Raw genomic sequence first — 25009 nt, forward strand, 5'->3', positions numbered from 1 at the left:
GGCGCTGTTTCAGGATTTAGTATTCTCCTCATGAGGAACTTTTTCCAGTCGATACCTATGGACATTTTAGAAGCCGCAAAAATAGACGGGTCAGGGCAATTTCGAGCCTTTTGGAGCATTTATCTCCCGCTCTCTAAAGCAGGCCTGGCTACAGTGACCCTGTTTGAGTTTGTCGGACGTTGGAATAACCTGTTGACGACGCTGCTCTTGATCAATAATTCGTCCAAAGACACGCTTCAGGTCGCATTGTACGGCTTGGTCGACCAGGGCTCGTCTGCTTCAAGTGGAAATCTCGTCACGACGAATGTCAAGATGGCGGGTATCATCATTGCGGTTCTCCCGTTGATTTTGGCCTATCCGTTCGTTCAGAAGTACTTTGTCAAAGGGATTTTCTTGGGTGCCAGCAAAGAGTAGGAGACGAGAGCATGCCCGCGCTGTCAAATCCAATTTTCTTCGAAGCCTAATGATGGCCTATCATAACACTTTATAGCGTATAAACTGATTGGGCATTGTATATACTTCATATTCAATGCCCCTTGCTATGTTATCTATATCCATGTATATTGTGATAGGTGAAAATTTCCTCAAAAAATGACCTCAGCATCTTCAAATGCGATTCATGGGTGCGCCATTTGCATATCCAGTTTTTTATGCGGAATGCTATGCCATCAGAATGAATGCTCTCGTTGAAATGAACTTCATTTTTAATGTAAACTCCATGATTTACCTAAATTCATCAGGAGGTGTAAATGTGTCCCAAACGATTGCTGTCCAAATCCGCAATCTGACAAAGACCATTGGCAAGAAGACCATCGTTGATAATCTCTCTTTCGATATACCGAAAGGCGAAGTGTTTGGCTTTCTTGGGCCAAACGGCGCTGGAAAGACCACAACCATTCGGATGATGGTGGGACTGATCTCCAAAACCAGCGGTCAGGTGCTCATCAATGGCATAGACGTCTCGAAGAACTTTTCGCAAGCGATGAAACATGTCGGCGCCATCGTCGAAAATCCAGAGTTGTACAAATATCTGACAGGCTATCAGAACTTGCGGCACTTTGCCAAGATGTCGCCTGGCGTGGATCGCGCGCGGATTGACGAAGTCGCGAAGCAAGTTGGTTTAGATCAACGCATTCATGAGAAGGTAAAGACATACTCGCTGGGGATGCGCCAGCGTCTCGGGTTGGCACAGGCATTATTGCGCCGTCCGGATGTGCTGATTTTGGACGAGCCGACAAACGGTTTGGATCCGGCGGGGATCCGCGAATTGCGGGATTATTTGCGATCCCTGGCTCAAAGCCAAGGACTCGCCGTGATCGTATCCAGCCACTTGCTCTCGGAAATGGAACTGATGTGCGACCGGGTGGCCATCATCCAGGCGGGCAAGCTGGTCGACGTCCGCCCCATCCACAGTGAGGATAGCGGAGAGACGCAACAGGTGGTCAGCATCGAAGTGGGCGATGCCGCAGCGGCGACAGCGGCGATAAAGGCGCAGTACGAGTCGATATCCGTCGTGCAGATGGACAAAAGAGTCGAAGTCGCCGTCGGTGGTCGGGAGACGATTCCGGACATTGTCCATTGTCTGGCGTTGGCCAACGTAAAAATCTACGGTGTACGCACGAACAACAAGTCACTTGAGGAAACCTTCTTAGAAATCACGGGGGGTGTTTCGAATGTTTAAGTTGATTAGCAACGAAAATATGAAGATATACCGTCGCATGCGCACCTGGATTCTCGTTGTGCTGATGTTGATTGCCATCATCTTGGTCGCCGTGGTTTTGCGGACACATCAACATGCGGACCCAAACTGGAAGCAAACTTTGACGACACAGACGTCGCAATTGCAGCAGAGCCTGCAAAAGAAGAATTCACATTTACCCGCATCAACAGTGGCACAATTAAAACAAGAAATTCAAGTAAATCAATACGACATTGCGCATAATATCGATCCGAACCACACAACTGGCTGGAAATTCGCCAGCACGGCTGAAAATCTCTCAGCATTGCTAGTGGCCTTCATTGTCGTCATTGCCGGCGATGTCGTTGCCAGTGAATTCAGCAGCGGCACCATCAAGATGCTGCTCACACAGACGGCGACGCGGACGAAAATCTTGACTGCAAAATATTTGGCGGCCATGTTGTTCGGACTGTTCATGACTGCCGTGATGTTCGTGGGATCGCTGCTCATCGGCTGGATATTTTTCGGCGCTTCTGGCGCGACGCAGCCGCAAGTATATGTCGACGCCAACAGCCACTTACAGCATATGGGAACAGCGGCTTATCTGCTGATGCAGTACGGTTTTCTCCTGATCCAAGTGGTCATTATCATCACCATCGCGTTTATGATTTCCGCCATTTTCCGCAGCAGCACGCTGGCCATCATGATTTCGATTTTGGCCTTCCTGGTTGGCAGCACGCTGGTCTCGGCACTGAGCAGTTACGCGTGGGTGAAGTACATCTTGTTCTCCTACACCAATTTGACGCAATTCGTGGTTGGCGGTCCGCAGATTCACGGCCTGACCTTGGGGTTTGCGATCACGATGCTGGTGCTGTACTTCATCGTCATGAACTTCCTGTCATGGCTTGTCTTTGTGAAACGGGACGTCTCGTACTCCTGATGTGTCCAGCCGCGCACGGATGGTTGGATGAAAGGCGTTATTGCAGTGAATGGATTAAAGAGGAGCCAGCGCGGATATGCGCTGGCTCCTCTTGTTCAATCTGGTGTGGTGACCTATTACCGTTTTTGTCCTACAATCTCGCCAGCCAATTTTTTGGAAACTCCCCAAATAACAATTTTCCCTTGTACTGACGGAATGGGGTTCAAGCCAGTAAAGTTTAAAAACGACCCTGAGAAAATGGATTCTAGATTCGACTTTGTATAGTATCCTCCGAAACAAAGTATGCTCAACCATCAATAAGAAATAATAACCATTACTAAATTAAATATAAATTGTTATAATTACGCCTGGATTGTTTGTTGTTTGATGAAAAATGTTTAAGTATATGAGTATTAAAACTCACTATTTATAATAGTGAGTTTTTGCATCTTTTAACTGTAAAAAAGTTATTCTAAATCTGTGAACGTCGTGGAAAGTGGGGAATTGCATGTCAAGTGTACTCGAAGTAAACGATTTACAGATTGAATTTCAAATTGATGAGCAGTATTACAAGGCAGTACAAAATGTTTCGTTTCACATCAAGGCAGGAGAAACGCTTGGCCTGGTCGGGGAATCCGGCTGTGGAAAGAGCGTGACGTCAATGGCCCTGATGCGTCTGCTAAAGCAGCCGACGAAAATTTCCGGAGAGGTTTTATATCATGGCCGGGATCTGCTTACCATCAGTGAATCAGAGATGCGACAAGTACGTGGCAATGAACTCGGCATGATCTTTCAAGAGCCGATGACGTCTCTCAATCCTGTCCACAAAATCGGTAGACAAATCGGAGAGACACTGCTGCTGCACAGAGGCATGAAATCGAACGAAGCGCGCAAGGAAGCCATTGCGATGCTAAAGCAGGTAGGCATTCCGCGGCCAGAACAAATCGTCGATGACTACCCCCACCAACTGTCTGGAGGAATGCGGCAACGTGTCATGATTGCCATCGCCATGGCATGTAACCCAAAGTTGTTGATTGCTGACGAACCAACAACGGCCCTCGATGTGACGATTCAAGCTCAAATCCTCGATTTGATGCGCAATTTGGCCAAAGAGAACGGGACATCCATTCTGCTTATTACACACGATCTCGGTGTGGTCGCGGAAATGTGCGAGCGGGTGGCCGTCATGTACGCTGGACGCATTGTTGAAGAGGGCCCTGTGCGGAAGATTTTTCACAATCCGCAGCATCCGTACACACGTGGCCTGCTCAGTTCCATCCCTAAATTGACAGGAGAGCGCAAGCGCTTGGATTCGATTGATGGGAATGTGCCATCTCTTCGCAATATGCCGGATGGATGCCGCTTTGCGCCGCGCTGTCCATTTGTCATGGACAAATGTATCAAACACAATCCCGATTTATTTCAGGTTGAAGATGAGCATACATCGCGATGCTGGCTTCAAGAGGGGGGACAGTAAGTGGCAAATCGCGCACCGCTTCTGCAAGTGAAAGGTCTTAAGAAATATTTCCCAATCAAACGCGGTTTATTCCATCGTACGGTTGGTCAAGTGCGCGCCGTTGACGGTATCGATTTGATGCTCCGCCAGGGTGAAACACTTGGTGTTGTAGGCGAGTCTGGTTGTGGCAAGTCGACCATGGGGCGAGCGATATTGCGCCTGATAGAGCCAACAGAGGGAAGCGTCCAATTTGCAGGAAAAAATATTACCCAAATGTCCAAGTCAGAAATGCGGGCCATGCGCCGAGAGATGCAATTGGTCTTTCAGGATCCGTATGCATCATTAAACCCGCGCTATTCCATTGCGCAGACATTGATGGAGCCAATGCAGATTCATCATTTGGGGACAAAACAGAATCAAATAAAGCTTGTTCACGCTCTTTTGCAGCGCGTCGGGCTCGACCCAGAGAACGCTAAGCGCTATCCGCATGAGTTTTCTGGTGGACAGCGCCAGCGCATTGGCATTGCGCGGGCTTTGGCCGTTGATCCGAAATTGATCATCCTGGACGAGCCTGTTGCCGCATTGGATGTGTCCGTTCAAAGTCAAGTGCTCAATTTGTTAGCCGATTTACGAGCGGATCTCAATCTGACTTACATTTTTGTCGCACACGATTTAAGTGTTGTGCGTCACATCAGTGATCGGGTGCTTGTGATGTATCTAGGGCACATGGCAGAGTCTGCGGAAAGCGATGATTTATTTGCGGATCCGCTGCATCCCTATACGCAGGCGCTGATCTCTGCAGTTCCGATACCGGATCCCGATGCCAAACGGGAGCGCATCATTCTGAGCGGAGATCTGCCGAGTCCCGCCAATCCACCGAGTGGATGTCCATTTCACACGCGCTGTCCGGTGGCGATGGACATTTGCAAACGGGAGACGCCTGTTTGGAAAGAAGTGAAGCCGAAGCACCAAGTCGCTTGCCATCTTTATTGAGGCGGTCATTCTGGTCTTCGCTGTGGAATGAAGGAGGTAAATACATGGCAAACGATGCTACTGCAGCAAGTTTAGGCAAAGCTGCACCATCGCATGAAAGAAAACGCAAGTTTAAGAAATCATTGAAGCAATATCCCATGCTCTATATTGGTGGGTCAATCGTTCTCATTGTAGCGCTCTCTGCGATTTTGGCGCCTTGGATTTCACCGCATGATCCGACCGAAATTTTTTATGGCGCTTTAAACAACCAAGGTGTGCCTGCAGGCCCATCGGCAAAATTCCCCTTAGGGGCTGATAGCATTGGGCGCGACGTATTGTCGCGTGTACTTTGGGGTGGACGCATCTCATTATTGATTGGACTTGTCGCCATGATCATCAACATGGTTGTGGGTGTTGTACTGGGACTGATTGCTGGTGCGTTTGGCGGCTGGATCGATGCGCTCGTCATGCGGATTACGGACATGGTTCTGGCGTTTCCCTTCTTGCTGTTTGCCTTGGCATTGGTTGCCATCCTTGGCGCGAGTTTGTGGAACATTCTATTCGCCATTGGCGTGCTCGGTTGGGGCGTGATGGCCCGTGTCGTTCGGGGGCAAGTGCTGCAAGTGCGTGAACTTGAGTATGTACATGCGGCGCGCGCACTCGGCGCCTCGGAATGGCGCATCATGTTTCGCATTATCTTGCCGAACGTCTTTGGCCCTGTGATTGTCCTTTCCACTTTGAACGTTGGGTCGAACATCTTGACCGCGGCGGGCTTGAGCTTCTTAGGACTCGGCATCAAGCCACCAACGCCTGATTGGGGCGGAATGATTCAAGAGGGGCTGACTACGTACGCCTATGCCCCATATGAAATGTACAGCGCAGGCATCGCGCTCGTCATTACCGTTGTCGGATTTAATCTGCTCGGCGATGGATTGCGAGACATTCTCGATCCACACTCTGCAACACGTTAGTGAGAGGAAGGGGGAAGACATATGGGTGCATATATCATTCGCAGGCTTGGTCAAGCCATCATTGTCTTGTTTGGCATATCAGTTATCGCGTTCGTCTTGCTATACGCTGTTCCAGCAGACCCGGCGCGAATCATCGCAGGGCCTCATGCGCCAGCAAGTGTCGTGGCGCAAATCCGCAAGGATTTGGGTTTGAACTTGCCTGTCTATCAGCAGTATTTGCATTACTTATGGCATTTGCTTCATGGCAATTTAGGGACATCCTACATCTATCATAGGCCCGTCATTAACATGATTGGCGAACGCATGGGGCCGACGGCTGAATTGGCCGTTGGTTGTTGGATTGCCGAGTTGTTATTTGGCATTCCGCTTGGGATATACACAGCCCGTCGCGCCAACTCGAAGCGCGATTATATCGTCAGCGCCTTGGCTTTGGTCGGGATCTCTATCCCTGTTTATTGGTTGGGTCTGCTGCTGCTCGTCGTCTTCGGATTTAAAATTCAGATCTTCCCGATTGGTGGCTTCGGTGGCGGTGCAATTCAATACTTGGTGCTTCCCGCTGTCACATACGGCATCACCGGCGCCGCCTATTATACCCGCCTCCTGAAGTCTTCGATGCTAGATGTCATGAACCAGGATTATGTTCGTACTGCGCGGGCAAAAGGCGCGAGTGAAAACAGGATCATCTGGCGGCATGTCATGCGCAACGCCTTGATTCCCGTCGTCACATATGCCGGCATTGATGTGGGTTATTTGTTGGCGGGTGTCGTGCTCATTGAAGAGACATTCAATTGGAACGGTTTGGGCATGCTGGCCTATCAGTCGATTCAGAATCAAGACATACCGGTGATTATGGGAACCGTTTTGCTTCTTGCGGTGTTTGTCGTGATTTTTAATCTGTTGGTCGATATTGCCTATGGCTTTCTTGATCCGCGAATCCGTTACGATTGAGCAGTTGAATGGGGGAAATGTAATGTCAGCATCTTGGAAACGGGGACTCGCAACAACTGTCTCCATTGGAATGGTTGGCGCATTGCTCGCCGGCTGCAGTACCCCATCGCCATCGACGGGGCAACAAATGGGCGCCACATCTCGGCCGGTTGAAGGCGGGCAGATTACGGTGGACATGACCCAAGCAGTTCCTGATTTAGATCCGGCAGTCGCCTTTGACACGACGTCGGCAGAGGTGCTCCAGCAAGTTTATGAACCCTTAGTCACATATAAAGGGGGAACGGATCAAATCACGGGTGACTTGGCGAAGAACTGGTCCATTTCCAAGGACGGTAAGACGTATACGTTTCATTTGCGAAAAGGTGTCACCTTTTCAAACGGCGATCCAATGACGGCGCAGGATTTCGTATTTGAATTGAAACGGATACTCAATCCAAATATGCAGCCCAAGCCATCACCTGGAAGTGGGTTTTTCATGAACATCGTAGGCGCACAGGCTTTCGTGAATGGCAAATCCACTGATATCAGCGGTGTAAGTACACCGAATGACCATACCATCACCTTTCGGCTCATCAAGCCACAACAGTTCTTTTTGAAGATTTTGGCGATGCAGTTCCTGTCTGCGGTTGATCCGAAATTTGTAAAACAACATGGCAATGCGGCGATGGACACAACCGCCGCGATGGGAACAGGTCCGTTCGAAGTGAAACTAAACTCTTCAAGCCAAGTCATTCTGGTGAAGAACCCGCATTATTGGCAAAAGGACAAATATGGTCAACGTTTGCCGTATTTGAATCAAATCACCTTCAATGTGAACAATGACACTCAGGTCGATGCAATGCACTGGGAAAAAGGGCAAACTGCTCTACTGAGCCCCTGGTTGATGGGCGGCGATGGCATTCCAGGCTCCGTATATCCAATCATCATGGACTCGCCTAAATTGAGGAAGTACGTGATGCAAAGACCGATGAACGCGATATATTACATTGGTTTGAATGTCAAAAAGGAAATCAACGGCAAGCCAAATCCGTTGAGCAATCTCAAGGTTCGGCAGGCGATTGAATATGGTTTTAATCGGGAAATGTTTGTCAAAATCAACAATGGCGCTGTACAACCAGCCAATCAACCCTTGCCATCCTCACTTGCGGGATATGTAAACCATTTAAATCCGAGCGCGCAGTACAGTTACAATCCGGCAAAGGCAAAGCAATTGCTGAAGGAAGCGGGCTATGCAAACGGTTTGACGCTCGACATGTGGAATGAAAATCTCGATACTTCGAAAGAGGAAGATCAGGCATTTCAAGCCATGATGAAGAAAATTGGCATCACGGTGAACTTGCATGAGGTCTCTTGGTCGGACTTCCTCGCAGAAGACATGTCTGGCAATGCTCAGATTGTTGAAAGTGCTTGGCAACAGGACTTTCCCGATGCTTCCGATTTCTTGGATACGCTCTTTAATTCGAGCCAGATACCAGAGAATAACACGATAAACTATTCAAATCCGCAGGTGGATCAGTGGCTCAATCAAGCAGAATATCTGAACAACGCACAGGAGCGAGACCAACTTTATGCGAAGGTCATCAACCAGGTGATGTCGGATGCGACTTGGGTACCAACTTATCAGTTGGAAGGACATTGGTGCGTCCAACCTTGGCTTCACGGTTTCTACACAAGTTCCGTCATCTATGATCCGTTTGCATACACGTGGGTAGACCCGAGTCACCGTAGTTAGGTGTGATGAGGAATTGGCCCCATGATTCCATGGGGTCAATTTCCCGTATGGAACCCGATTTTGTGCCAAACTATCCGGATGAACAGCGGATAAAAAGCGTGATTGAAAGCGCAGGGAGAATGTATATTTTTTACTGTGAATTACTAATCGTAAAACGCTGACACAGGTTTGAGTTGCTATTCGATCTCGTCCTTGTAAAGCAGGCTCGTTCTATCTTCTTTCTTGCCATCTCGTGTGTGGTCTCTGATGAACAAAATCAGCCAAACACCCCACAGTAGAAAGTTGACAATAACGACCATGTTTATCCAAGACAAAAATGCGCCGTTGAATTGGCGAAAATAAAAGAACGGGACAACAAAGAAGCCATCGGATTGTGTGGATTGAAAGGCAAACCAGGCCCAAAACAGATAGAACATATAGAGCGATAGCACACTGGACAGGGCCAGAACGATTTTACTCGAGTTACTCATTAGGGTCGGCCTCTAAACAGTGACGCAGCATTTCAAAACCATCTCTCACCTATAAGAAAAGACGTATCGCCAACAAGAAAGCCGGAACATACGTACACGAGGGCTAGAAAACCGCCGAATGCGACGTCACTTCTAGCCCGCTTATCATCGATAAATCAACCGACTGTCAGAGGAGCGACACCTTACGCCTCATCATCAAACAATTGGAGGTAGGGTCCATACCCTTCTTTTTGCAAATCCTCTTTCGGGATAAAGCGCAGCGCCGCAGAGTTGATGCAATAGCGCAAGCCGCCAGTTTCCAGTGGACCATCTTCAAACACATGGCCCAAATGGGAATCCGCTTTTTGGCTCCGGACTTCAGTGCGAACCATGCGGTGACTCAAATCCTCTTTTTCTTTGATGCTTTCCAAATTGAGCGGTTTGGTGAAACTGGGCCAACCGCAACCGGCGTCGTATTTGTCCCGCGAACTGAACAAGGGTTCGCCGGAGACCACATCGACATAGATGCCTTCGCGTTGGTTGTTCCAGTATTCATTGTGAAACGGCGGTTCGGTGGCGTTATTTTGCGTCACTTCAAATTGTAGTTCGGTCAGTTTCGCTTTCAACTCACGTTTGTCCATGTTTGTTCTCCCATCCTTCCATATTGCCAGCATGGTCTTTTCGCGAACCAGGGTCAAGGACGAAGTCTTTAAACCGCTCTGCAGCCAGTGAAAGTTTGCGCCCATCTATCCAAGCGATGCCGATGTCGCGGCGACAGATGGGGGCGGTGACGCGCAGGAGGGAGGTGCGAGCGGGATCGAACTTGGTCAAGGAAGGCACCAGTGAAACACCGAGTCCAGCCCCGACCAAGCCAGCGATGGTCGGAATCTCCTCGCCCTCGAAGGCGATTTTCGGGTCAAACCCGGCCTGGGCGCAGAGGGCGTCGGTGATGGCGCGCAAACCGATGCCGCGTTTTAAACTGATAAACGGCTCCTCAGCGACATCGGCCAAACGGATGGCCGTGCGCTTGGCCAAGTGGTGATTCAAAGGCACAATGACATACAGCTCCTCCGAGTACAGCTGTTGCCAGCGAATGTTCGGCTTGCTCTTTGGCTCCAGACAGAGGCAGAGATCGATATCGCCCGATTCCAGTTGGTGCGGCATCACTTCGGACGTATTCTGCGTGAGCTGAAATTTGATCTCTGGGTATTGTTTGTGAAAGCCGCCGACCAAATCAGGCACCAGATGTACGCCCAGCGTGTGCAAAAAAGCCAGCGAGACCGTACCGTGGGCAATGCCCATCATTTCTTCGAGCCGCTGTTTTCCCTCCTGTAGATTCTGAAACGCCTGCTCCACATAGGTCAAAAACACTTTGCCGTAGGCGTTGAGGACAACGCTGCGACCACGGCGCCTGTCAAACAACTGGGTGCCCAACTCTTGTTCCAATTGGGTGATGGAACGGCTGAGCGCTGGTTGCGAGATGGACAGTTGCTCGGCCGCTTGGGTGAAATGGGAAATCCGGGCCACTGTGCGAAAGTACACGAGCTGATGCCACTCCATAAGATCATTCCTTCATCAATTGTCACCAGAACAGACCCTATAATTATAATGCATCACTGTTGTGCAAAAAATGAATTTTACATATAGGGTGTGCGGGGGTAGGATGAGGGGCGATATCGAGCAGGAGAAAGGGATGGATTGGGCATGCGCCAGAAATCCAATTTGCATATGCCGCAAATATTGCCTTCAAATCACATCGGGACAGAGGCTGGTTCAGCGTCGCAACCGTTTATTCAGCGGGGGACGCCTGCGTATCGCCGGGCCAGTCTTGCCCTGTTTGCGGCGGGTTTGGCGACATTCACTATTTTGTACTGTGTACAACCGCTTTTCCCGCTGTTCACAGCTCAATTTCACGTATCTCCGGTGATGGCCAGCCTCTCGCTGTCTTTGACCACCATCTTACTCGCCATCACGCTGCCCATCGCCGGGATTGTGTCCGACGCCATCGGGCGCAAAAGTGTGATGACCATCTCGCTGGTCGTTTCGGCCATCTGTTGCATATTGACCGCGCTGGCGCCGGACTTTGCGGTTCTGCTGGTCATTCGTGCCACCCAAGGCATCGTGTTGGCAGGTGTGCCCGCAGTGGCTATGGCCTATTTAAGTGAGGAAGTCGAGTCCATGAGCCTTGGCTTCGCCATGGGCCTGTACATCAGCGGCAACACCATCGGCGGCCTGTTTGGTCGCATTGTCGTCGGGATGATCACCGACATTTCCACTTGGCGGATCGCCATCATCGTGCTGGGGGCCGTCAGCCTGCTGGCCTTTTTCTATTTTTGGCGCAGTCTGCCGTCATCACGCCATTTTCAACGCGTGTCGATCACGCCGAAACATCTGCTGGCCGGATTTGGCCGCCAATTTCGCGATCCTGGCATCATATGTCTCTTTCTGATGGGCGCTTTGTTGATGGGCGGGTTTGTCACGCTGTACAACTACCTGGGCTATCGTCTCATGGCGCATCCCTACGATTTGTCGGAAAGTATCGTCGGTTGGATTTTTATTGTCTATCTCGTCGGCACGTTCAGTTCGTCCTGGATGGGGCGCAAAGCGGATACGGTCGGACGGCGCAAAATTCTGTTCATCAGTGTGGGCATCATGCTCATGGGCGTTCTCATCACACTCACGCACAGCATCGTCCTGATCATTCTCGGCGTCGCTGTATTTACGTTCGGCTTTTTTGGCGGCCACTCCACAGCCAGCAGTTGGGTGGGGAGGCGTGCGGTGTCTGGCCGGGGGCAGGCGTCCTCGCTGTATTTGTTTTTCTATTACGTGGGTTCCAGTCTCGGCGGTTCAGCGGGTGGATTGTTCTGGTCGCATTTTCAATGGGCGGGCATCGTCGCCATGATTTCTGGCCTGCTCGTTCTGGCGTTGATTGTGGCGGGCGTGCTCTCAGGGATTCCACCTATGACGAAACCACGCCAATAGAAGGCGAAAATGAGAAAGATGGAATGTGGCGTCAGGCGACGAACCGTGGGCGCCACATTTGCCGATCTCTTGTCACAAAAATAGGACTTTCGGGTGGCCTGCTTATCGCCGAATTGGATTACGATGGACACTGCCTAAGAAATAGAGAAGGAAGTGCACGCTGTGGGACGTGGTGTGAGATGGTTTTGCAGATTATGGGTTGTGTTCGCGCTGGGACTAGCAGGCGCATTTATCGCGCCAGTGACGGTTTTTGCGCATGCATATGTGATTTCATCCAATCCGGCGGCGAGTCAATCGTTTCAAAAGGCGCCGACACAAGTGGAAGTGCAGTTTGATGAAAACGTCCAGTTGAGCGCGCAAGGTTTGACAGTCACCGACGAGGATGGCAAGCGGGTCGACAGTGGGGATGGCAAGCTCGATCCCGCCAATCACCACGAAATCATCTGTCATCTTCCCGCGAGCTTGCCCAAAGGGGTTTATACAATTCATTGGCAGGTGGTTTCTGCCGATGGACATACAGTGGAAGGCACCATCCCGTTTGGCGTGCAAATCGACGTCAAATCGCTGCATTTGGGCGCAACGCAAACCGGATATACGCCCGGCGCAGCCATGTTGATCGACAGGACGCTCGAATATATCGGCATGGCCTTGGTCATTGGCCTCGCGCTCTTTTTCCGCTTCATCTGGCCAGCTTCCGCTGGTCCTGCCATGCGTGGCTGGCGGCGGAAGCTGGTTTATGCGGCCTGGGCGCTGTTGGCCATCGGCATTGCGTTCAGTCTGCCTGTACAAACGGCCATCACTTGGAATGTACACGGCTTTGCCTCGTTTTCGCCGCGCGATTTGCTGCGAACGCTCAATCTGACGTTGTTTGGCTATGTCTGGATTGTGCAGATGTTGCTGCTTTTGATTGCGCCGCCTGTGCTCTCTGCATTGCTGAACGAGCGGATCAAGCATCGATGGTGGTGGATATTGACGCCGGTATTTTGCTTTCCCATCACAAAGGGATTGATAGGGCACGCGGTGGCAGAGAATTCACCACAAATGCCTGTTGTGGCGGATGTCATTCACTTGTACGCCGCATCCATCTGGGTGGGCGGTTTGACAGGCATGGTCCTTTTGATGGCCGTTTGGATCCGTTCAAAGGAGACGATGCAAAAGCAGGAGATCGCCATGACTGTGCGGCGATTCTCCATGGTGGCCTCGGCGAGTGTCATCGCGCTCGCGGTCACAGGCTTTTACACCGCCTTGCTGCATATCCCAACGTGGTATGCGCTGTTTCATACCGGCTACGGCCAGGCGCTCGTCGTGAAGTTGACTCTCTTTATCATCATGTTGCTGTTGGCCGCTGTGCATTGGACGCGGCGCAAAAGGCTGCGCATGCAGTCATTCCGTCGCTTGGTGCTGGTGGAACTCGTCGTTGGCCTGGGGATTTTCTTCGTCGCGTCGATACTCACCAATTTGCCCACAGGTATGAGTGATCCGGGACCGGTGCACATGCGCAAAACGGTGGAGGGTACGACCATGGCGCTGTCGATCACGCCGAATCAAGCTGGGAACAACCAATTTACCGTCAGGTTGACAGGTGACAATGGACAGGCAGTCACAGCTGTGCAACAGGTGACCCTCTCGTTTTCCTCTTCCACGGTGGCGGCGGGATCGGACACGTTGCGGTTGAACGAGAAGGCGCCCGGTGTCTACAGCGTAGACGGGTTGGCGTTATCTGGCGGCGGCCGTTGGCATGTCGAGATCGACGCACTTACAGATGATTACAATCAATTGGATGGCGAGTTCTCATTTGCGGTCGGGCAGTGAACATCATCATGAACAAGGGCAGGCATGGGCGGTCGCCTGAGGCTGCTGCTTGATAAAAAGGGGCATTGTAAGATGAAACGATGGGTAGGCGGGTTGATTGCCGGCGTGAGCGGAGCGATGACATTGTGCGCGACAGCGACGGCATTTGCGCATGTCATTGTCACACCGGCGCAGTCGACGGTCGGGGCGTGGGAGCAGTACAGCATGCGCGTGCCGTGCGAAAAGACGGATCCGACGGTGCAAATTGTGCTGAAAATCCCTGCTGGCATGGACTTTGAACAGTATGAACCTGTTCAGGGCTGGACTGTGCATGAACAAAAGTTGTCTGACGGCACCGAGACAGTCACTTGGCAGGCAACGGGTGCTGGCATTCAACCGGGGCAGTTTGAGACGTTCCAGTTTATTGCGCAAAACCCGAACAAGCCGACGACGCTGGATTGGAATGCGTTTCAACGCTATAAGGACAATACCATTGTCGAGTGGACAGGGCCTGCTGACTCAAGTACGCCACATTCGATGACCCAAATCTTGACCAGTCAGCCAGTCAGTCAAGCTGCTGCGCCGACAAGCGCGGCACAGACGGCAGCCGCAGCGCCTGGGAATTCGCTTGGCTGGTCGACGGCGGACACCTGGGTTTTGACGGTGTCCATCGTGGCCATTTTACTCTCGGGCTTGGCGCTTGGTTTTTCCCTGATTGGCGGCGGCCATGATAAGGAAAAGGAATAACCGAAAACGTCGCGGGCAACGTAATCTTGATGGATGAGCTCTGGGGATGTCTCGACATCCCCAGAACTGCGCCCAGGTTCCCAAACTGCGCCAATGCCCATAGCGTATATGGCTGGGCTGGCGTCCGTCATTCTCGTCATTCTCCCTTGCAACCCAATCCCCTGCGAACCCAGAATCCATCCACCTATAGCGCGCTTTGAACAGCGTGAACAACACCAATGATTTCATTTGTTTCCTTGCGGAAAAAATTTTGCTCAACGGCAAAAAAAGAATGCACATTTACATAAAGGCGATGTATAATAACAGCAGGAAGTTTCCCTGGACTAAAAATGTTGCCTTTATGAAATAGCTGTCTTCTGTGAGAAAAAACAGTCAACCTGGTGAAGGTGGGATATAGAATGAGTGCGCCAACACAGCGGATCGAACACGAGAGCAAGGCTGTCGCTGCAGCGCGGGCATCCATATCGCAGCAAAAGAAGGGGATAAGAGCGCTGTTGCCGTTCTTAGGCCCAGCTTTTGTTGCGGCAATTGCCTATGTGGATCCCGGAAACTACGCCACCAACATCCAAAGTGGTTCTGAGTTCGGCTACAAGTTGCTGTGGGTTGTTGTTCTGGCGAATCTCATGGCCATGTTGATTCAAAATATGTCAGCCAAGCTCGGCATCGCAACGGGGCAAAGTCTTCCCGAAATGTGTAGAGCATATTTTCCGAAATGGTTATCATATATCATGTGGGGGTTCTCAGAAGTCGCCGCCATGGCGACGGATATTGCGGAATTCCTCGGAGCGACGCTGGGACTCAATCTGTTGTTTCACATTCCTATGCTGTTCGCGACATTGTTGACGGGTATTACAACATATCTCATCCTGATGCTCGAACGGTTTGGCTTTAGGCCGCTGGAGAAATTTATTGCAGCATTTGTCGTGCTCATTGCGCTTTGTTACATCGTGGAGACGGTGTTGGCAAAACCGCAAATTGGTCAAATCGCGTACCACAGTGTGGTGCCGTGGATGGGGAACAGCGATGCCGTGCTGTTGGCCGTGGGTGTCATTGGCGCAACGGTGATGCCGCATGCTGTGTACCTCCATTCCGGGTTGACGCAAAACCGTATCATTCCGCGCAATGATGGCGAGAAGCGCAAGATTGCACGGTTTAACACGAAAGAGGTCATCATCGCGATGGTGCTCGCCGGATTTGTCAATTTGGCGATGATGTTCATGGCTGCATCTGTGTTCCATGGCTCCGGCCACACGCAGATTGCAGACATATCGACTGCCTACAAAACCTTGACGCCGCTTTTGGGATCAGCTTCCGCGGCCGTGTTTTTGGTCTCTCTGCTGGCATCGGGGATTTCCAGTTCGGCAGTCGGCACAATGGCAGGGCAGGTCATCATGCAGGGATTTGTCGGCTTCACCATTCCGGTGTGGCTGCGGCGCGTCATCACCATGCTGCCGACCTTTATCATCGTCGCGCTGGGGATAAATCCGACGGAGACGCTCGTCATCAGCCAGGTCATCTTGAGCCTTGTGTTGCCCATGCCAGTGATTGCGCTGGTGTATTTCACGCGACGCAAAGATATCATGGGTGTGTTGGTCAACAAACGAGCGGTGACATTGCTGGCGATCATTTGTACTGTGGTGATCGTACTGCTCAATTTGCTGCTTTTGTATCTGTCGTTTGGTGGTACGCTTGCGTTTTGATGATACAAATAAAAGGATTGGCACGTCACACCCAAGAAATAAGCATACAATCCGAATAGATAGTATATTGTTGTAAACGTGGCACAACGAAATGAAACCATTTTGAAATACATCGTAATCCAAGCGCGCATAAAGGGAGCGAGGACACACAGTGGATACCCGGTACAAAATGGTCGCCAGCGGCGTTTCTGGCGGAGCCATTGTAATCATTGCGTTCGTCTTGTTCAATTTGTGGCATTCGTGGTCTCCGCAGCCTGCGAAGGCGGAACATCAGCAGGTTTCAGAGGAAACGTCAGTCAATCCGGGGAGTGTCATCATCAAATCCGTTCCGACCCAGCCTACGGACACTGCGCAGCAGAATGATGTGACATCAGAGGTTCAGCAATTGTTGCAAAACCCAAGCACCTCTTTTGACGCGTCGGGTTTTGTGCAATACGTATACGCGCAGGTCGGGGTTCAGTTGCCGCGGACAATTGCTGAACAGGCGCAGGTCGGCACCCTGATTGACAATCCGAACCAACTGGAAAAAGGGGATTTGGTTTTCTTCGATCTCAACGGCGGAAAAAATAGCGCGACTTTCGATGGTATCTATTTAGGCGGCAATCAATTTGCAGCGGTGACTACACATGGGTTGATCGCCATCAGTTTGAGTGACACTTACTGGATAGAGAACTTTATTTACGGTCGTCGTATCTTGTAACGGCGTGACGGCGATGTCAGTTTGGCAGACAATGCTCACGTATTGGCAAGGCTCGCGCGAGCGTCGTGAGCAATAAGTCACTGTACAAGACGGAATGTATATCCGCTTCAATCACATGCGCATTTGGTGAAACGGGGTGTGCGTAAGTGGTCTGTACACACATCGTCAAACCACACAAAAAACGGATTGCCGCTCGCCATTGCCACACACTTATCCCTTCTGTCTTCATTCGGCTTTACACATTCAATGTCTGTATGTTCTACGAGCGTCTTCCAACATATATATATCTGCCTTCCTGCAAATAAAGTCGATACCTTGGTGCTGCACCAATCCGTGATGCTTTGATTGACGGGTATGTTCATGATGCTGTTGGTGCGAGGCATCACGCAAGGTGGTTTATCCTGTAAAATAAAATGTACGTACAAATGATTGACAACAGGTTTATCTAGGCTGACAATTACGAATAAAACGTTTGTTTATCATTTTGCCTGATCATTCAGTTGTGCGAACAAATTGTTTGGGCGCGCTGATGCATAGCAAATTGCCATGCGTGTTGCCGCTTGTGCCAACATCATCTTTGCGGTGTCCACCGTGGCAGCGCAGATGGCGCGCAAAGGTGTCGACTTTATTTACAGGATAGGTAGGTGTATACATTGGCGTACACACTTGGTGTGGACTACGGCACCCAATCAGGGCGAGTGGTGCTGCTTGATTTGCTTCGAGCCGAAGAAATCGCTGTGGCGGTGGTGCCTTATGCGCATGGTGTCATTGATGATGTCTTGCCGACGACGAAAGCAAAATTGCCGCCGGATTGGGCGTTGCAACACCCGCTTGACTACATCGACGTGTTAGAGCAAGGTGTTCCGCAAGTCATCAAGCAAGCTGGGATCCATCCGCACGATGTGATTGGCCTCGGGGTCGATTTTACTTCCTGTACCGTGCTGCCCGTCAGGGGCGATGGCACGCCTTTATGTACAGAGGCGGCTTGGCGGGACAGGCCGCATGCCTGGCCAAAGTTGTGGAAGCATCATTCAGCGCAACAGATTGCCGATAGAATCAATCACTTGGCGCAAGAACGCGGCGAAAGCTTTTTGACGCGTTACGGTGGTCGCATTTCATCAGAGTGGTACTTTCCGAAACTGCTTGAGGTTTTTGAATCGGATAGGGACGTGTACGATGCTTGCGACGCGTTTGTCGAGGCGACCGATTGGATTGTTTGGTATCTGACAGGCCATGTGTGTCGCAATTCTTGTACAGCTGGGTATAAAGCGATGTGGTCGGAAGAGGAAGGATTGCCTGACGCGGCATTCTTCGCGGCTGTGAACCCGGACTTCACAGCGCCTTGGGCGAAACTGGGCAAAGATTTTTATCCACTCGGCACCAAAGCTGGCTTCATCGTGCCGGAAATTGCGAGCAAACTCGGGTTGTCAGATGCGGTCGCTGTAGCGGTCGGCAATGTCGACGCGATGGTTGCCGTTCCCGCAGTTGGCGTCAATCAACCGGGATCGCTCGTGATGGTGATGGGGACGTCGATTTGTCATCTCGCGTTGACTGTGGATGAAGTCCGGTTGCCGGGGATAACCGGCGTGGTCAAAGACGGCGTGTTGCCGGGATTGTACGGCTATGAGGCAGGGCAAGCGGCCGTGGGCGACATGTTTGAATGGTTTGTCAAGAAGGCTGTGCCGCAACATGAATATGAACAAGCAGTCGCCAACAACCAATCTATCTATGAATACCTTGAATCACAGGCAGCCAAGCTGCGCCCTGGTGAACATGGATTGATGGCGTTTGATTGGTGGAATGGGAATCGCAGCATTCTGGGAGATGCGGATTTGTCCGGCATGATTTTCGGCCTGACGTTGGCGACCGAAGCGCATCACATTTACCGCGCGTTGCTGGAAGCGACGGCGCTGGGGACAAAGCGTATCGTCGACAACTTGGCAGAGCACGGCATTGTTTTGCAGGAGTTGGTCGCCTGTGGGGGACTGCCGCAAAAAAGCCCGCTGCTCATGCAGATTTATGCGGATATCTGCGGCTTGCCAGTGATTGTCCGCGACTCGAAAGAGATCCCAGCTCGCGGCGCAGCCATGTTCGGCGCGGTGGCTGCTGGGGAGAAGGCTGGCGGTTATGCTTCCATTCATGCGGCGACCGAAGCGCTGGCGGCGCCGGTATTGACCCGATATGAACCCGACGCGGGCAGCCAGCAAATCTACGCGCAAATCTATCAGATCTATCGCCATCTCCACACGGTCTTGGGAGAGGACAACGTCGATTTGTTCCATACATTGAAGAAAATCCGTGTTCAAGCTTCACTGTGAAGCTGGGCGGCAATTTGTGCTAAAGAACGGAAAGTGAAGGAGGGCGATTTCATTGTCAAAGCGACATGAGTTCTGGTTTGTGACAGGCAGTCAGCATCTTTATGGTCCAGAAGCCATTGCACAGGTGGAGGCGCACGCGCGGACCATCGCCGAAGAACTGCAGCAAAGTGACGCGCTTTCGTTTGATCTCGTCTACAAGCCGGTGGTGACGACACCGGAGGCCATCCGCAAGCTGTTTTTGGCGGCGGGCGCGGATGATGCCTGTGCGGGCATCATCACCTGGATGCACACGTTTTCGCCCGCCAAGATGTGGATTGCGGGCCTGTCTGTTTTGCAAAAACCCCTTTTGCACTTGCATACGCAGTTCAATCGGGACATTCCCTGGGACGCCATCGATATGGACTTCATGAATTTGAACCAGTCCGCACATGGGGACCGGGAGTACGGATTTCTCGGGGCGCGGATGAAGGTCGCGCGCAAAGTGATCACGGGCCATTGGTCGGACAAAGCGCTGCAGGGCAGAATCGGCCGCTGGATGCGAACTGCGGTGGGCCATGCGCAGAGCCGGCAGTTGAAGGTCGCCCGCTTTGGCGACAATATGCGCGAAGTGGCGGTTACGGAAGGGGACAAGGTCGAGGCGCAAATCAAATTGGGCTGGTCAGTCAATGGCTATGGTGTCGGCGATTTGGTCGCCGCCGTCAACGCAGTGACAGACACGCAGTTGAATCAACTGTTGGCGGCGTACGAAGCAGAGTATGACATCGCACAGGACGTGGGAGGCGATGACGCAAAGTGGGCGGCTGTGCGCGGACAAGCCAAAATTGAGTTGGGCATGCGGGCGTTTTTGGAAGCGGGCGGCTTTCATGCGTTTACGACCACGTTTGAAGATCTGCATGGATTGACTCAACTGCCAGGACTGGCCGTACAGCGGCTGATGGCGTCTGGCTATGGGTTCGGCGGGGAAGGCGATTGGAAAACAGCGGCGCTCCTGCGCGTGATGAAAGTGATGGCCGGGTTTGTCGGCACCTCTTTCATGGAGGATTACACCTATCACTTGGAGCCGAACAACGAACTGATTCTCGGCGCGCACATGCTTGAAGTTTGCCCGACCATCGCTGCGACCAAGCCGCGAATTGAGGTGCATCCACTGTCCATCGGCGGCAAGGCGGACCCTGCGCGTATCACGTTCGACGGCCGCAGCGGGTCAGCCGTCTGCGCGTCCATCATCGATATGGGCAATCGTTTCCGCCTAGTTGTCAACGAGGTGGAAGCGGTGCGCCCGGAAAAGGACATGCCAAAACTGCCTGTCGCCCGTGTGCTGTGGCGGCCAGCGCCATCTTTGCAAACGGCGGCCGAGGCCTGGATTTACGCTGGCGGGGCGCATCACACCGTCTTTTCCTACGAGGTGACGGCCGAACAGCTCGTGGATTGGGCGGAGATGGTGGGGATGGAGTGTGTGCTCATCAATCAGGATACCTCTTTGTTGAGATTGCGTGACGAACTGCGTTGGAATGAACTGTACTGGCGGTTGAGTTAACATGAAGGGTGGGGGCATACCTCACCCGATTTTGCATATGGGGGATACAAGGCATGCTGGAACAGTTGAAAAAACAAGTGCTCGAAGCGAACCTAGCGCTACCCAAACATGATATGGTGAAGTTTACATGGGGGAACGTCAGCGCCATTGATCGGTCGCAGGGGCTCGTCGTGATCAAACCGAGCGGGGTGCCCTATGAAAAGCTGTCTATGGACGATATGGTGGTGCTCGATTTGGCCGGCAAGCGGATGGAAGGGAATCTGAATCCTTCGACAGATGCGCCGACACATCTCATCTTGTACCGAGCGTTGGCGGACATTGGCGGCATTGTCCATACACACTCCCCGTGGGCGACCAGTTGGGCGCAAGCAGGCCGCGGCATTCCGGCGTTCGGTACGACACACGCGGATTATTACTATGGTGAAGTGCCCTGCACCCGCCCGATGACGGCCGACGAGATTCGCCGCGACTACGAGGTGGAAACAGGCCGTGTCATCCTGGAGACGCTCGCGGAAAGGCGTCCACTGGCGATGCCTGGCGTGCTTGTGCACGGCCACGCGCCTTTTTGTTGGGGAAAAGACGCAGGCGATGCGGTGCACAATGCGGTCGTGCTCGAAGAAGTGGCGAAGATGGCTTACCAATCTGTCATGCTCAATCCAGCGCTCGCCCCCATTGACGATGTGCTGTTGGATAAGCATTTTCTGCGCAAACATGGCGCAAACGCCTATTACGGGCAAGATCGCCGTACATGATGCGTCCCGGACTAGCAGCAGCATGAGAATGCCAGTCCTATTGAGGCGTTGCGGATGGCGCACACCAAGGTACCGTATGATTTTCAGGTTAGGTGAGTACAGAAAGGAGCGGGATGATGGAGATCCCTGAACATCTGCTTGCAGGCTCGCTGCCGTGCGCATGTGGACAGACACACACAGTGCCCATTGAAAAGATTGTCGTCGGCCACGAGGCGCAGCAAGAACTGGTTGCCTATCTCCAACAGCGCAATTTGCACAATGTGCTGTTGGTCGCCGATGCAAACACGTATGCAGCTTGCGGGGAGAGCCTTGCAGCGAAGTTGGTTGGCGCGCAGTGGCATGTACAAACTCGGCTCTTTTCCGGCGAAGAGGAACTATTGCCGGATGAAGCTGCTGTGCTGCACGTGCGACAAGCGTTACAGCAACATACGTATGACATCGTGCTTGCAGTGGGCAGTGGTGTCATTAACGATATTGTTCGCTACGCCACACATGCCGAAGGCCTTGGCTACATTTCTGTGCCGACGGCGGCCTCGGTGGACGGGTATGCGTCGAGTATTGCGGCAATGCAATTTGACGGGCTGAAGATCACCACACCGGCGCAGGCGCCACAGGCCATTTTTGCGGATTTGGCCGTATTGCGCGAGACACCCTTTCACCTCATTCAGTCCGGATTTGGCGATTTGGCGGGCAAAGCCATCTCGTTGCTCGATTGGCAACTTGCCCGGACTTTGTATGGCGAATATTTTTGCCCCACTTCCTATGAGATTGTCTTTCAACCATTGGCTTATGTCGTCGAGCATGCGGAGCAGATCAAAGCGCGCGATGAAGAAGCCGTCAAAAATCTGTGTATCGGCTTGATGAACTCCGGCATCGCCATGGCGATGATGGGCAACTCCCGACCGTGCAGCGGCAGTGAGCACCATTGCTCACATTTTTGGGATCTGTCCGCATATCACCACGAACGCCATCATCATGCGCACGGCCTGCAAGTCGGCTATGCGACACACTGGATGATCCGTTTCTACCAATTTGTCTGGCAACTGGAGCACATTGCGCCGCCCTTGGTTCCCGAGGTCACGGACGCGTTTGTCGAGGAAGCCCGCAAACGTTACGGGGCGGGCGCGGATGAAATCATCTCGGTGCAGCAGGCCAAACATGACGCCCAGCAAACCCAGCAAAGCGCGATTGCCGCTGTTTCGATGCAAGCTGTCCGCGCCGCGCTACAACCTGGCTTTGCGCTGCTGGATGATGTGAAACAAGCCTTGTTCAAGATGGATATCCCAGACACGGCAGGCTTTATCGAGATCGACAAGGAACTATTGGGGAAGACGTTTTTGCATGCCAAAGCGTTGCGATCACGCTATACGGTATTTGATTTTCTGGCAGGACAGGATCTGCTGAACAAAGCTGCAGACGAAATATTGTCTGGGGATATGTGAATGGAGGGAACCACCATGACGAAATGGTTGCAAAGGCCGCAAAACGAAACGCCGCTGCCCCTGTGGAACGAGGATGTCCCCTTTCTCGAAGCGGGGGATGACGCCAATCTGCCGCGGCTCACGCCTTTTTTCGCAGACACGGAAGATGTCGCTTCCGCCATCGTCATTTACCCTGGCGGCGGCTATGCGATGCGCGCTGATCACGAAGGCGCACCGATTGCCCGTTGGCTGAATACGCTTGGCATCCACGCGTTTGTCGCTGATTATCGGGTCGCGCCGTATCGTCATCCCGTGCCGATGCTCGACGGGCAGCGCGCCATTCGCTATGTTCGCTACCACGCGGACGCCTGGGGCGTGGACAAGGCGCGCATCGGCGTCCTTGGCTTCTCGGCGGGCGGCCATCTGGCGGCGACCGTGTCGACCCACTTTGATGACGGCGCAACAACGCAGGCGGATGCGATTGATGGCGTCAGCAGCCGACCAGATCTCTCCGTACTTTGTTATGCGGTCATCAGCTTGCATGAGCACCGTCATAAAGGGTCTGTCGAAAATTTGCTCGGCGCAAATCCAGACCCAGCACTGCTTGATGACTTGTCAAATGAGCGCCAAATCACGGCGGCGACACCACCTGCATTTCTCTGGCATACGGCGGATGACGAAGCGGTTGCGGTGGCCAACAGTTTGATGTACGCAGCGGAATTAGGCAAGCGCAGCATCCCCTTTGACTTGCACGTGTATGAACATGGCGTGCATGGACTGGGACTCGCGACGCAGGATCCACATGTCGGCTCCTGGACAAAAACATGTGCAGCGTGGCTGCGCGTGCGCAAGTTTTGTTAATCACTCACTTCTGACTTGCTTGACCAGCTAGAAGCCCAAGGGACTGATCTGCTGCATGAGGCAGCCTCGGTCCCTTTGGCCATCTCGCGCAAGCGCCATCAGCCGATTTTGATCAGGATGATCCCCGTGAGAATGGCGAAAATAGACCCCCATTTTACGATGCCCAACTTCTCTTTAAACCAGATGATGCCGATGAGCGCCGTAAACACGATACCCACTTCGCGCACTGCTGAGACATAGGCGACCGGTGTGGTCTGCAGACAATAGAGCACGGTCGCGTTGACGCCGAAGATGAGGAAGCCGCCGATGATAGACGCTGTCGGAAACTGTTTGAACAACGCGATATAGGACACGCCAGGTGTCAGTTTCCTGTCCACGATGATTTTTCCGATGGCCGTACCGATATAGACCATGTAGGCAAATAGGATGCCGGATACCACCTGGGCGCCTTGTGCGTCAAAGATGGTGTACATCGCTGTGCACGCGCCGGTGAGAAACGCCCAAATGACACCGGGATTGAAGAATGTCGCGCGTAGATTTATGATGTTGAACCCGGTTTGGTTGATGAAGAAAATGCCGCAGACAATCAGCGCGATCCCGCTACAGGCCAGGGCATTCACGGGAATCTGGCTGATGACGATGCTGAATAGGCTGGCCAACAGCGGCGATGTGCCCCGCGCCACTGGATAAACAGAGATGAGCGGCGCAACACGGTAAGCTTTGGCCAATGTAATAAAATAGATGACTTGGAATATTGCGCTTCCGAGCACCCAACCTAAAGCTGCCAATGGTATGTGGTATTTGCAACCCAGGTAGACGGCCAGTGGAATATAAATGGCGATGGCGATGATGGTAATCAAGGTGAAAAAGGCGTCTCGATTTGACACTCGTCGTGAGATGGCGTTCCAGGAAGCGTGCCCAACGGCTGAGAGGATGAGTAATAGCAGCACGGTGTAAGTCAAATTCGAACCCCTTTCACTCGTCGCGCAAATTGCATAAAAAACGGGTGAGATCGTAGAATTGGCTAACGCATTCCCTGTGGATATTATAGCATGCAAATCATCACATATGCACA

The 25009-nt window shown here is 52.2% G+C and carries 23 protein-coding genes; 18 read left to right on the top strand and 5 right to left on the bottom strand.

Annotated features, from left to right (window positions below):
* The 8 genes from ACFSB2_RS01805 to ACFSB2_RS01840 all read left to right on the top strand — a co-directional run.
* Positions 1 to 414, top strand: a 414-nt coding sequence (locus ACFSB2_RS01805) for a carbohydrate ABC transporter permease (protein ID WP_377940867.1), incomplete at its 5' end; no start/stop codon positions are given.
* A gap of 304 nt (positions 415 to 718) precedes the next feature.
* Positions 719 to 1681, top strand: a complete 963-nt coding sequence (locus ACFSB2_RS01810; RefSeq protein WP_377940928.1) for an ABC transporter ATP-binding protein — start codon at positions 719 to 721, stop codon at positions 1679 to 1681.
* Positions 1674 to 2618: an ABC transporter permease gene (locus ACFSB2_RS01815; RefSeq protein WP_377940868.1), complete on the top strand. Its 945-nt coding sequence runs from the start codon at positions 1674 to 1676 to the stop codon at positions 2616 to 2618. Before ACFSB2_RS01810 ends, ACFSB2_RS01815 begins: the two co-directional genes overlap by 8 nt.
* Before the next feature lie 487 nt (positions 2619 to 3105).
* Complete coding sequence (locus ACFSB2_RS01820; RefSeq protein WP_377940869.1) at positions 3106 to 4074, top strand: ABC transporter ATP-binding protein; 969 nt, start codon at positions 3106 to 3108, stop codon at positions 4072 to 4074.
* Positions 4075 to 5046 (top strand): ABC transporter ATP-binding protein, encoded by a 972-nt coding sequence (locus tag ACFSB2_RS01825; RefSeq protein WP_377940870.1) that lies wholly within the window; start codon positions 4075 to 4077, stop codon positions 5044 to 5046.
* A 44-nt stretch (positions 5047 to 5090) separates the two neighbouring features.
* Positions 5091 to 5996 (top strand): ABC transporter permease, encoded by a 906-nt coding sequence (locus tag ACFSB2_RS01830; protein WP_377940871.1) that lies wholly within the window; start codon positions 5091 to 5093, stop codon positions 5994 to 5996.
* Positions 5997 to 6017: 21 nt separating this feature from the next.
* Positions 6018 to 6944: an ABC transporter permease gene (locus tag ACFSB2_RS01835; protein WP_377940872.1), complete on the top strand. Its 927-nt coding sequence runs from the start codon at positions 6018 to 6020 to the stop codon at positions 6942 to 6944.
* A 22-nt stretch (positions 6945 to 6966) separates the two neighbouring features.
* Positions 6967 to 8676, top strand: a complete 1710-nt coding sequence (locus ACFSB2_RS01840) for an ABC transporter substrate-binding protein (protein WP_377940874.1) — start codon at positions 6967 to 6969, stop codon at positions 8674 to 8676.
* 176 nt (positions 8677 to 8852) lie between these two features.
* Here ACFSB2_RS01840 and ACFSB2_RS01845 read toward each other — a convergent pair whose 3' ends face one another.
* The 3 genes from ACFSB2_RS01845 to ACFSB2_RS01855 all read right to left on the bottom strand — a co-directional run bounded on the left by ACFSB2_RS01845 (position 8853) and on the right by ACFSB2_RS01855 (position 10685).
* Positions 8853 to 9146: a hypothetical protein gene (locus tag ACFSB2_RS01845; protein ID WP_377940875.1), complete on the bottom strand. Its 294-nt coding sequence runs from the start codon at positions 9144 to 9146 to the stop codon at positions 8853 to 8855.
* Positions 9147 to 9328: 182 nt separating this feature from the next.
* Positions 9329 to 9766, bottom strand: a complete 438-nt coding sequence (gene msrB, locus ACFSB2_RS01850; protein WP_377940876.1) for a peptide-methionine (R)-S-oxide reductase MsrB — start codon at positions 9764 to 9766, stop codon at positions 9329 to 9331.
* Entirely contained in the window at positions 9753 to 10685 is a 933-nt protein-coding gene (locus ACFSB2_RS01855) for a LysR family transcriptional regulator (protein ID WP_377940877.1), read from the bottom strand. Before ACFSB2_RS01855 ends, msrB begins: the two co-directional genes overlap by 14 nt.
* Positions 10686 to 10829: 144 nt before the next feature.
* Between ACFSB2_RS01855 and ACFSB2_RS01860 the strand changes: the two genes are divergently transcribed.
* The 5 genes from ACFSB2_RS01860 (at position 10830) to ACFSB2_RS01880 (ending at position 17045) form a co-directional block, all read left to right on the top strand.
* Positions 10830 to 12107 carry an MFS transporter gene (locus ACFSB2_RS01860; RefSeq protein ID WP_377940878.1) on the top strand — a complete coding sequence of 426 codons (1278 nt, stop codon included), beginning with the start codon at positions 10830 to 10832 and terminating at the stop codon, positions 12105 to 12107.
* 162 nt (positions 12108 to 12269) lie between these two features.
* The gene (locus tag ACFSB2_RS01865; RefSeq protein WP_377940879.1) at positions 12270 to 13919 is read left to right on the top strand and encodes a copper resistance CopC/CopD family protein; all 1650 of its coding nucleotides are present in this window, start codon (positions 12270 to 12272) and stop codon (positions 13917 to 13919) included.
* A gap of 72 nt (positions 13920 to 13991) precedes the next feature.
* A complete protein-coding gene (locus ACFSB2_RS01870) occupies positions 13992 to 14645 on the top strand; it encodes a YcnI family copper-binding membrane protein (RefSeq protein WP_377940880.1) in 654 nt (217 codons plus the stop codon).
* Positions 14646 to 15043: 398 nt separating this feature from the next.
* The gene (locus ACFSB2_RS01875; RefSeq protein WP_377940881.1) at positions 15044 to 16345 is read left to right on the top strand and encodes an Nramp family divalent metal transporter; all 1302 of its coding nucleotides are present in this window, start codon (positions 15044 to 15046) and stop codon (positions 16343 to 16345) included.
* 151 nt (positions 16346 to 16496) lie between these two features.
* Positions 16497 to 17045 (top strand): C40 family peptidase, encoded by a 549-nt coding sequence (locus ACFSB2_RS01880; RefSeq protein ID WP_377940882.1) that lies wholly within the window; start codon positions 16497 to 16499, stop codon positions 17043 to 17045.
* A gap of 16 nt (positions 17046 to 17061) precedes the next feature.
* Here ACFSB2_RS01880 and ACFSB2_RS01885 read toward each other — a convergent pair whose 3' ends face one another.
* Complete coding sequence (locus ACFSB2_RS01885; RefSeq protein WP_377940884.1) at positions 17062 to 17253, bottom strand: hypothetical protein; 192 nt, start codon at positions 17251 to 17253, stop codon at positions 17062 to 17064.
* Between the two features lie 436 nt (positions 17254 to 17689).
* On the opposite strand from ACFSB2_RS01885, the gene ACFSB2_RS01890 reads away from it, so the two are divergent.
* The 5 genes from ACFSB2_RS01890 (at position 17690) to ACFSB2_RS01910 (ending at position 23934) form a co-directional block, all read left to right on the top strand.
* Positions 17690 to 19363, top strand: coding sequence for a ribulokinase (locus ACFSB2_RS01890; RefSeq protein ID WP_377940885.1), 1674 nt, complete (start codon positions 17690 to 17692; stop codon positions 19361 to 19363).
* 46 nt (positions 19364 to 19409) lie between these two features.
* Positions 19410 to 20900: an L-arabinose isomerase gene (araA, locus tag ACFSB2_RS01895; RefSeq protein ID WP_377940929.1), complete on the top strand. Its 1491-nt coding sequence runs from the start codon at positions 19410 to 19412 to the stop codon at positions 20898 to 20900.
* A gap of 53 nt (positions 20901 to 20953) precedes the next feature.
* Complete coding sequence (araD, locus tag ACFSB2_RS01900; protein WP_377940886.1) at positions 20954 to 21652, top strand: L-ribulose-5-phosphate 4-epimerase; 699 nt, start codon at positions 20954 to 20956, stop codon at positions 21650 to 21652.
* Between the two features lie 116 nt (positions 21653 to 21768).
* Positions 21769 to 23094, top strand: a complete 1326-nt coding sequence (locus ACFSB2_RS01905) for a sn-glycerol-1-phosphate dehydrogenase (protein WP_377940888.1) — start codon at positions 21769 to 21771, stop codon at positions 23092 to 23094.
* 15 nt (positions 23095 to 23109) lie between these two features.
* Positions 23110 to 23934: an alpha/beta hydrolase gene (locus ACFSB2_RS01910; protein ID WP_377940890.1), complete on the top strand. Its 825-nt coding sequence runs from the start codon at positions 23110 to 23112 to the stop codon at positions 23932 to 23934.
* Positions 23935 to 24032: 98 nt separating this feature from the next.
* Here ACFSB2_RS01910 and ACFSB2_RS01915 read toward each other — a convergent pair whose 3' ends face one another.
* A complete protein-coding gene (locus ACFSB2_RS01915; protein WP_377940891.1) occupies positions 24033 to 24896 on the bottom strand; it encodes an EamA family transporter in 864 nt (287 codons plus the stop codon).
* Positions 24897 to 25009: the final 113 nt, after the last annotated feature.

This window comes from Alicyclobacillus fodiniaquatilis (assembly GCF_042678105.1).
Lineage (GTDB): Bacteria > Bacillota > Bacilli > Alicyclobacillales > Alicyclobacillaceae > Alicyclobacillus > Alicyclobacillus fodiniaquatilis.

Bases quoted from the DNA above. Each gene is read 5' to 3' on its own strand.
- ACFSB2_RS01840 (WP_377940874.1), top strand. From the start codon at position 6,967: ATGTCAGCATCTTGGAAACGGGGACTCGCAACAACTGTCTCCATTGGA.
- ACFSB2_RS01870 (WP_377940880.1), top strand. From the start codon at position 13,992: ATGAAACGATGGGTAGGCGGGTTGATTGCCGGCGTGAGCGGAGCGATG.
- ACFSB2_RS01910 (WP_377940890.1), top strand. From the start codon at position 23,110: ATGACGAAATGGTTGCAAAGGCCGCAAAACGAAACGCCGCTGCCCCTG.
- ACFSB2_RS01855 (WP_377940877.1), bottom strand. From the start codon at position 10,685: ATGGAGTGGCATCAGCTCGTGTACTTTCGCACAGTGGCCCGGATTTCC.
- ACFSB2_RS01845 (WP_377940875.1), bottom strand. From the start codon at position 9,146: ATGAGTAACTCGAGTAAAATCGTTCTGGCCCTGTCCAGTGTGCTATCG.
- ACFSB2_RS01815 (WP_377940868.1), top strand. From the start codon at position 1,674: ATGTTTAAGTTGATTAGCAACGAAAATATGAAGATATACCGTCGCATG.
- araD (WP_377940886.1), top strand. From the start codon at position 20,954: ATGCTGGAACAGTTGAAAAAACAAGTGCTCGAAGCGAACCTAGCGCTA.
- ACFSB2_RS01810 (WP_377940928.1), top strand. From the start codon at position 719: ATGATTTACCTAAATTCATCAGGAGGTGTAAATGTGTCCCAAACGATT.
- ACFSB2_RS01875 (WP_377940881.1), top strand. From the start codon at position 15,044: ATGAGTGCGCCAACACAGCGGATCGAACACGAGAGCAAGGCTGTCGCT.
- ACFSB2_RS01860 (WP_377940878.1), top strand. From the start codon at position 10,830: ATGCGCCAGAAATCCAATTTGCATATGCCGCAAATATTGCCTTCAAAT.
- msrB (WP_377940876.1), bottom strand. From the start codon at position 9,766: ATGGACAAACGTGAGTTGAAAGCGAAACTGACCGAACTACAATTTGAA.
- ACFSB2_RS01905 (WP_377940888.1), top strand. From the start codon at position 21,769: ATGGAGATCCCTGAACATCTGCTTGCAGGCTCGCTGCCGTGCGCATGT.
- ACFSB2_RS01830 (WP_377940871.1), top strand. From the start codon at position 5,091: ATGGCAAACGATGCTACTGCAGCAAGTTTAGGCAAAGCTGCACCATCG.
- ACFSB2_RS01820 (WP_377940869.1), top strand. From the start codon at position 3,106: ATGTCAAGTGTACTCGAAGTAAACGATTTACAGATTGAATTTCAAATT.
- ACFSB2_RS01835 (WP_377940872.1), top strand. From the start codon at position 6,018: ATGGGTGCATATATCATTCGCAGGCTTGGTCAAGCCATCATTGTCTTG.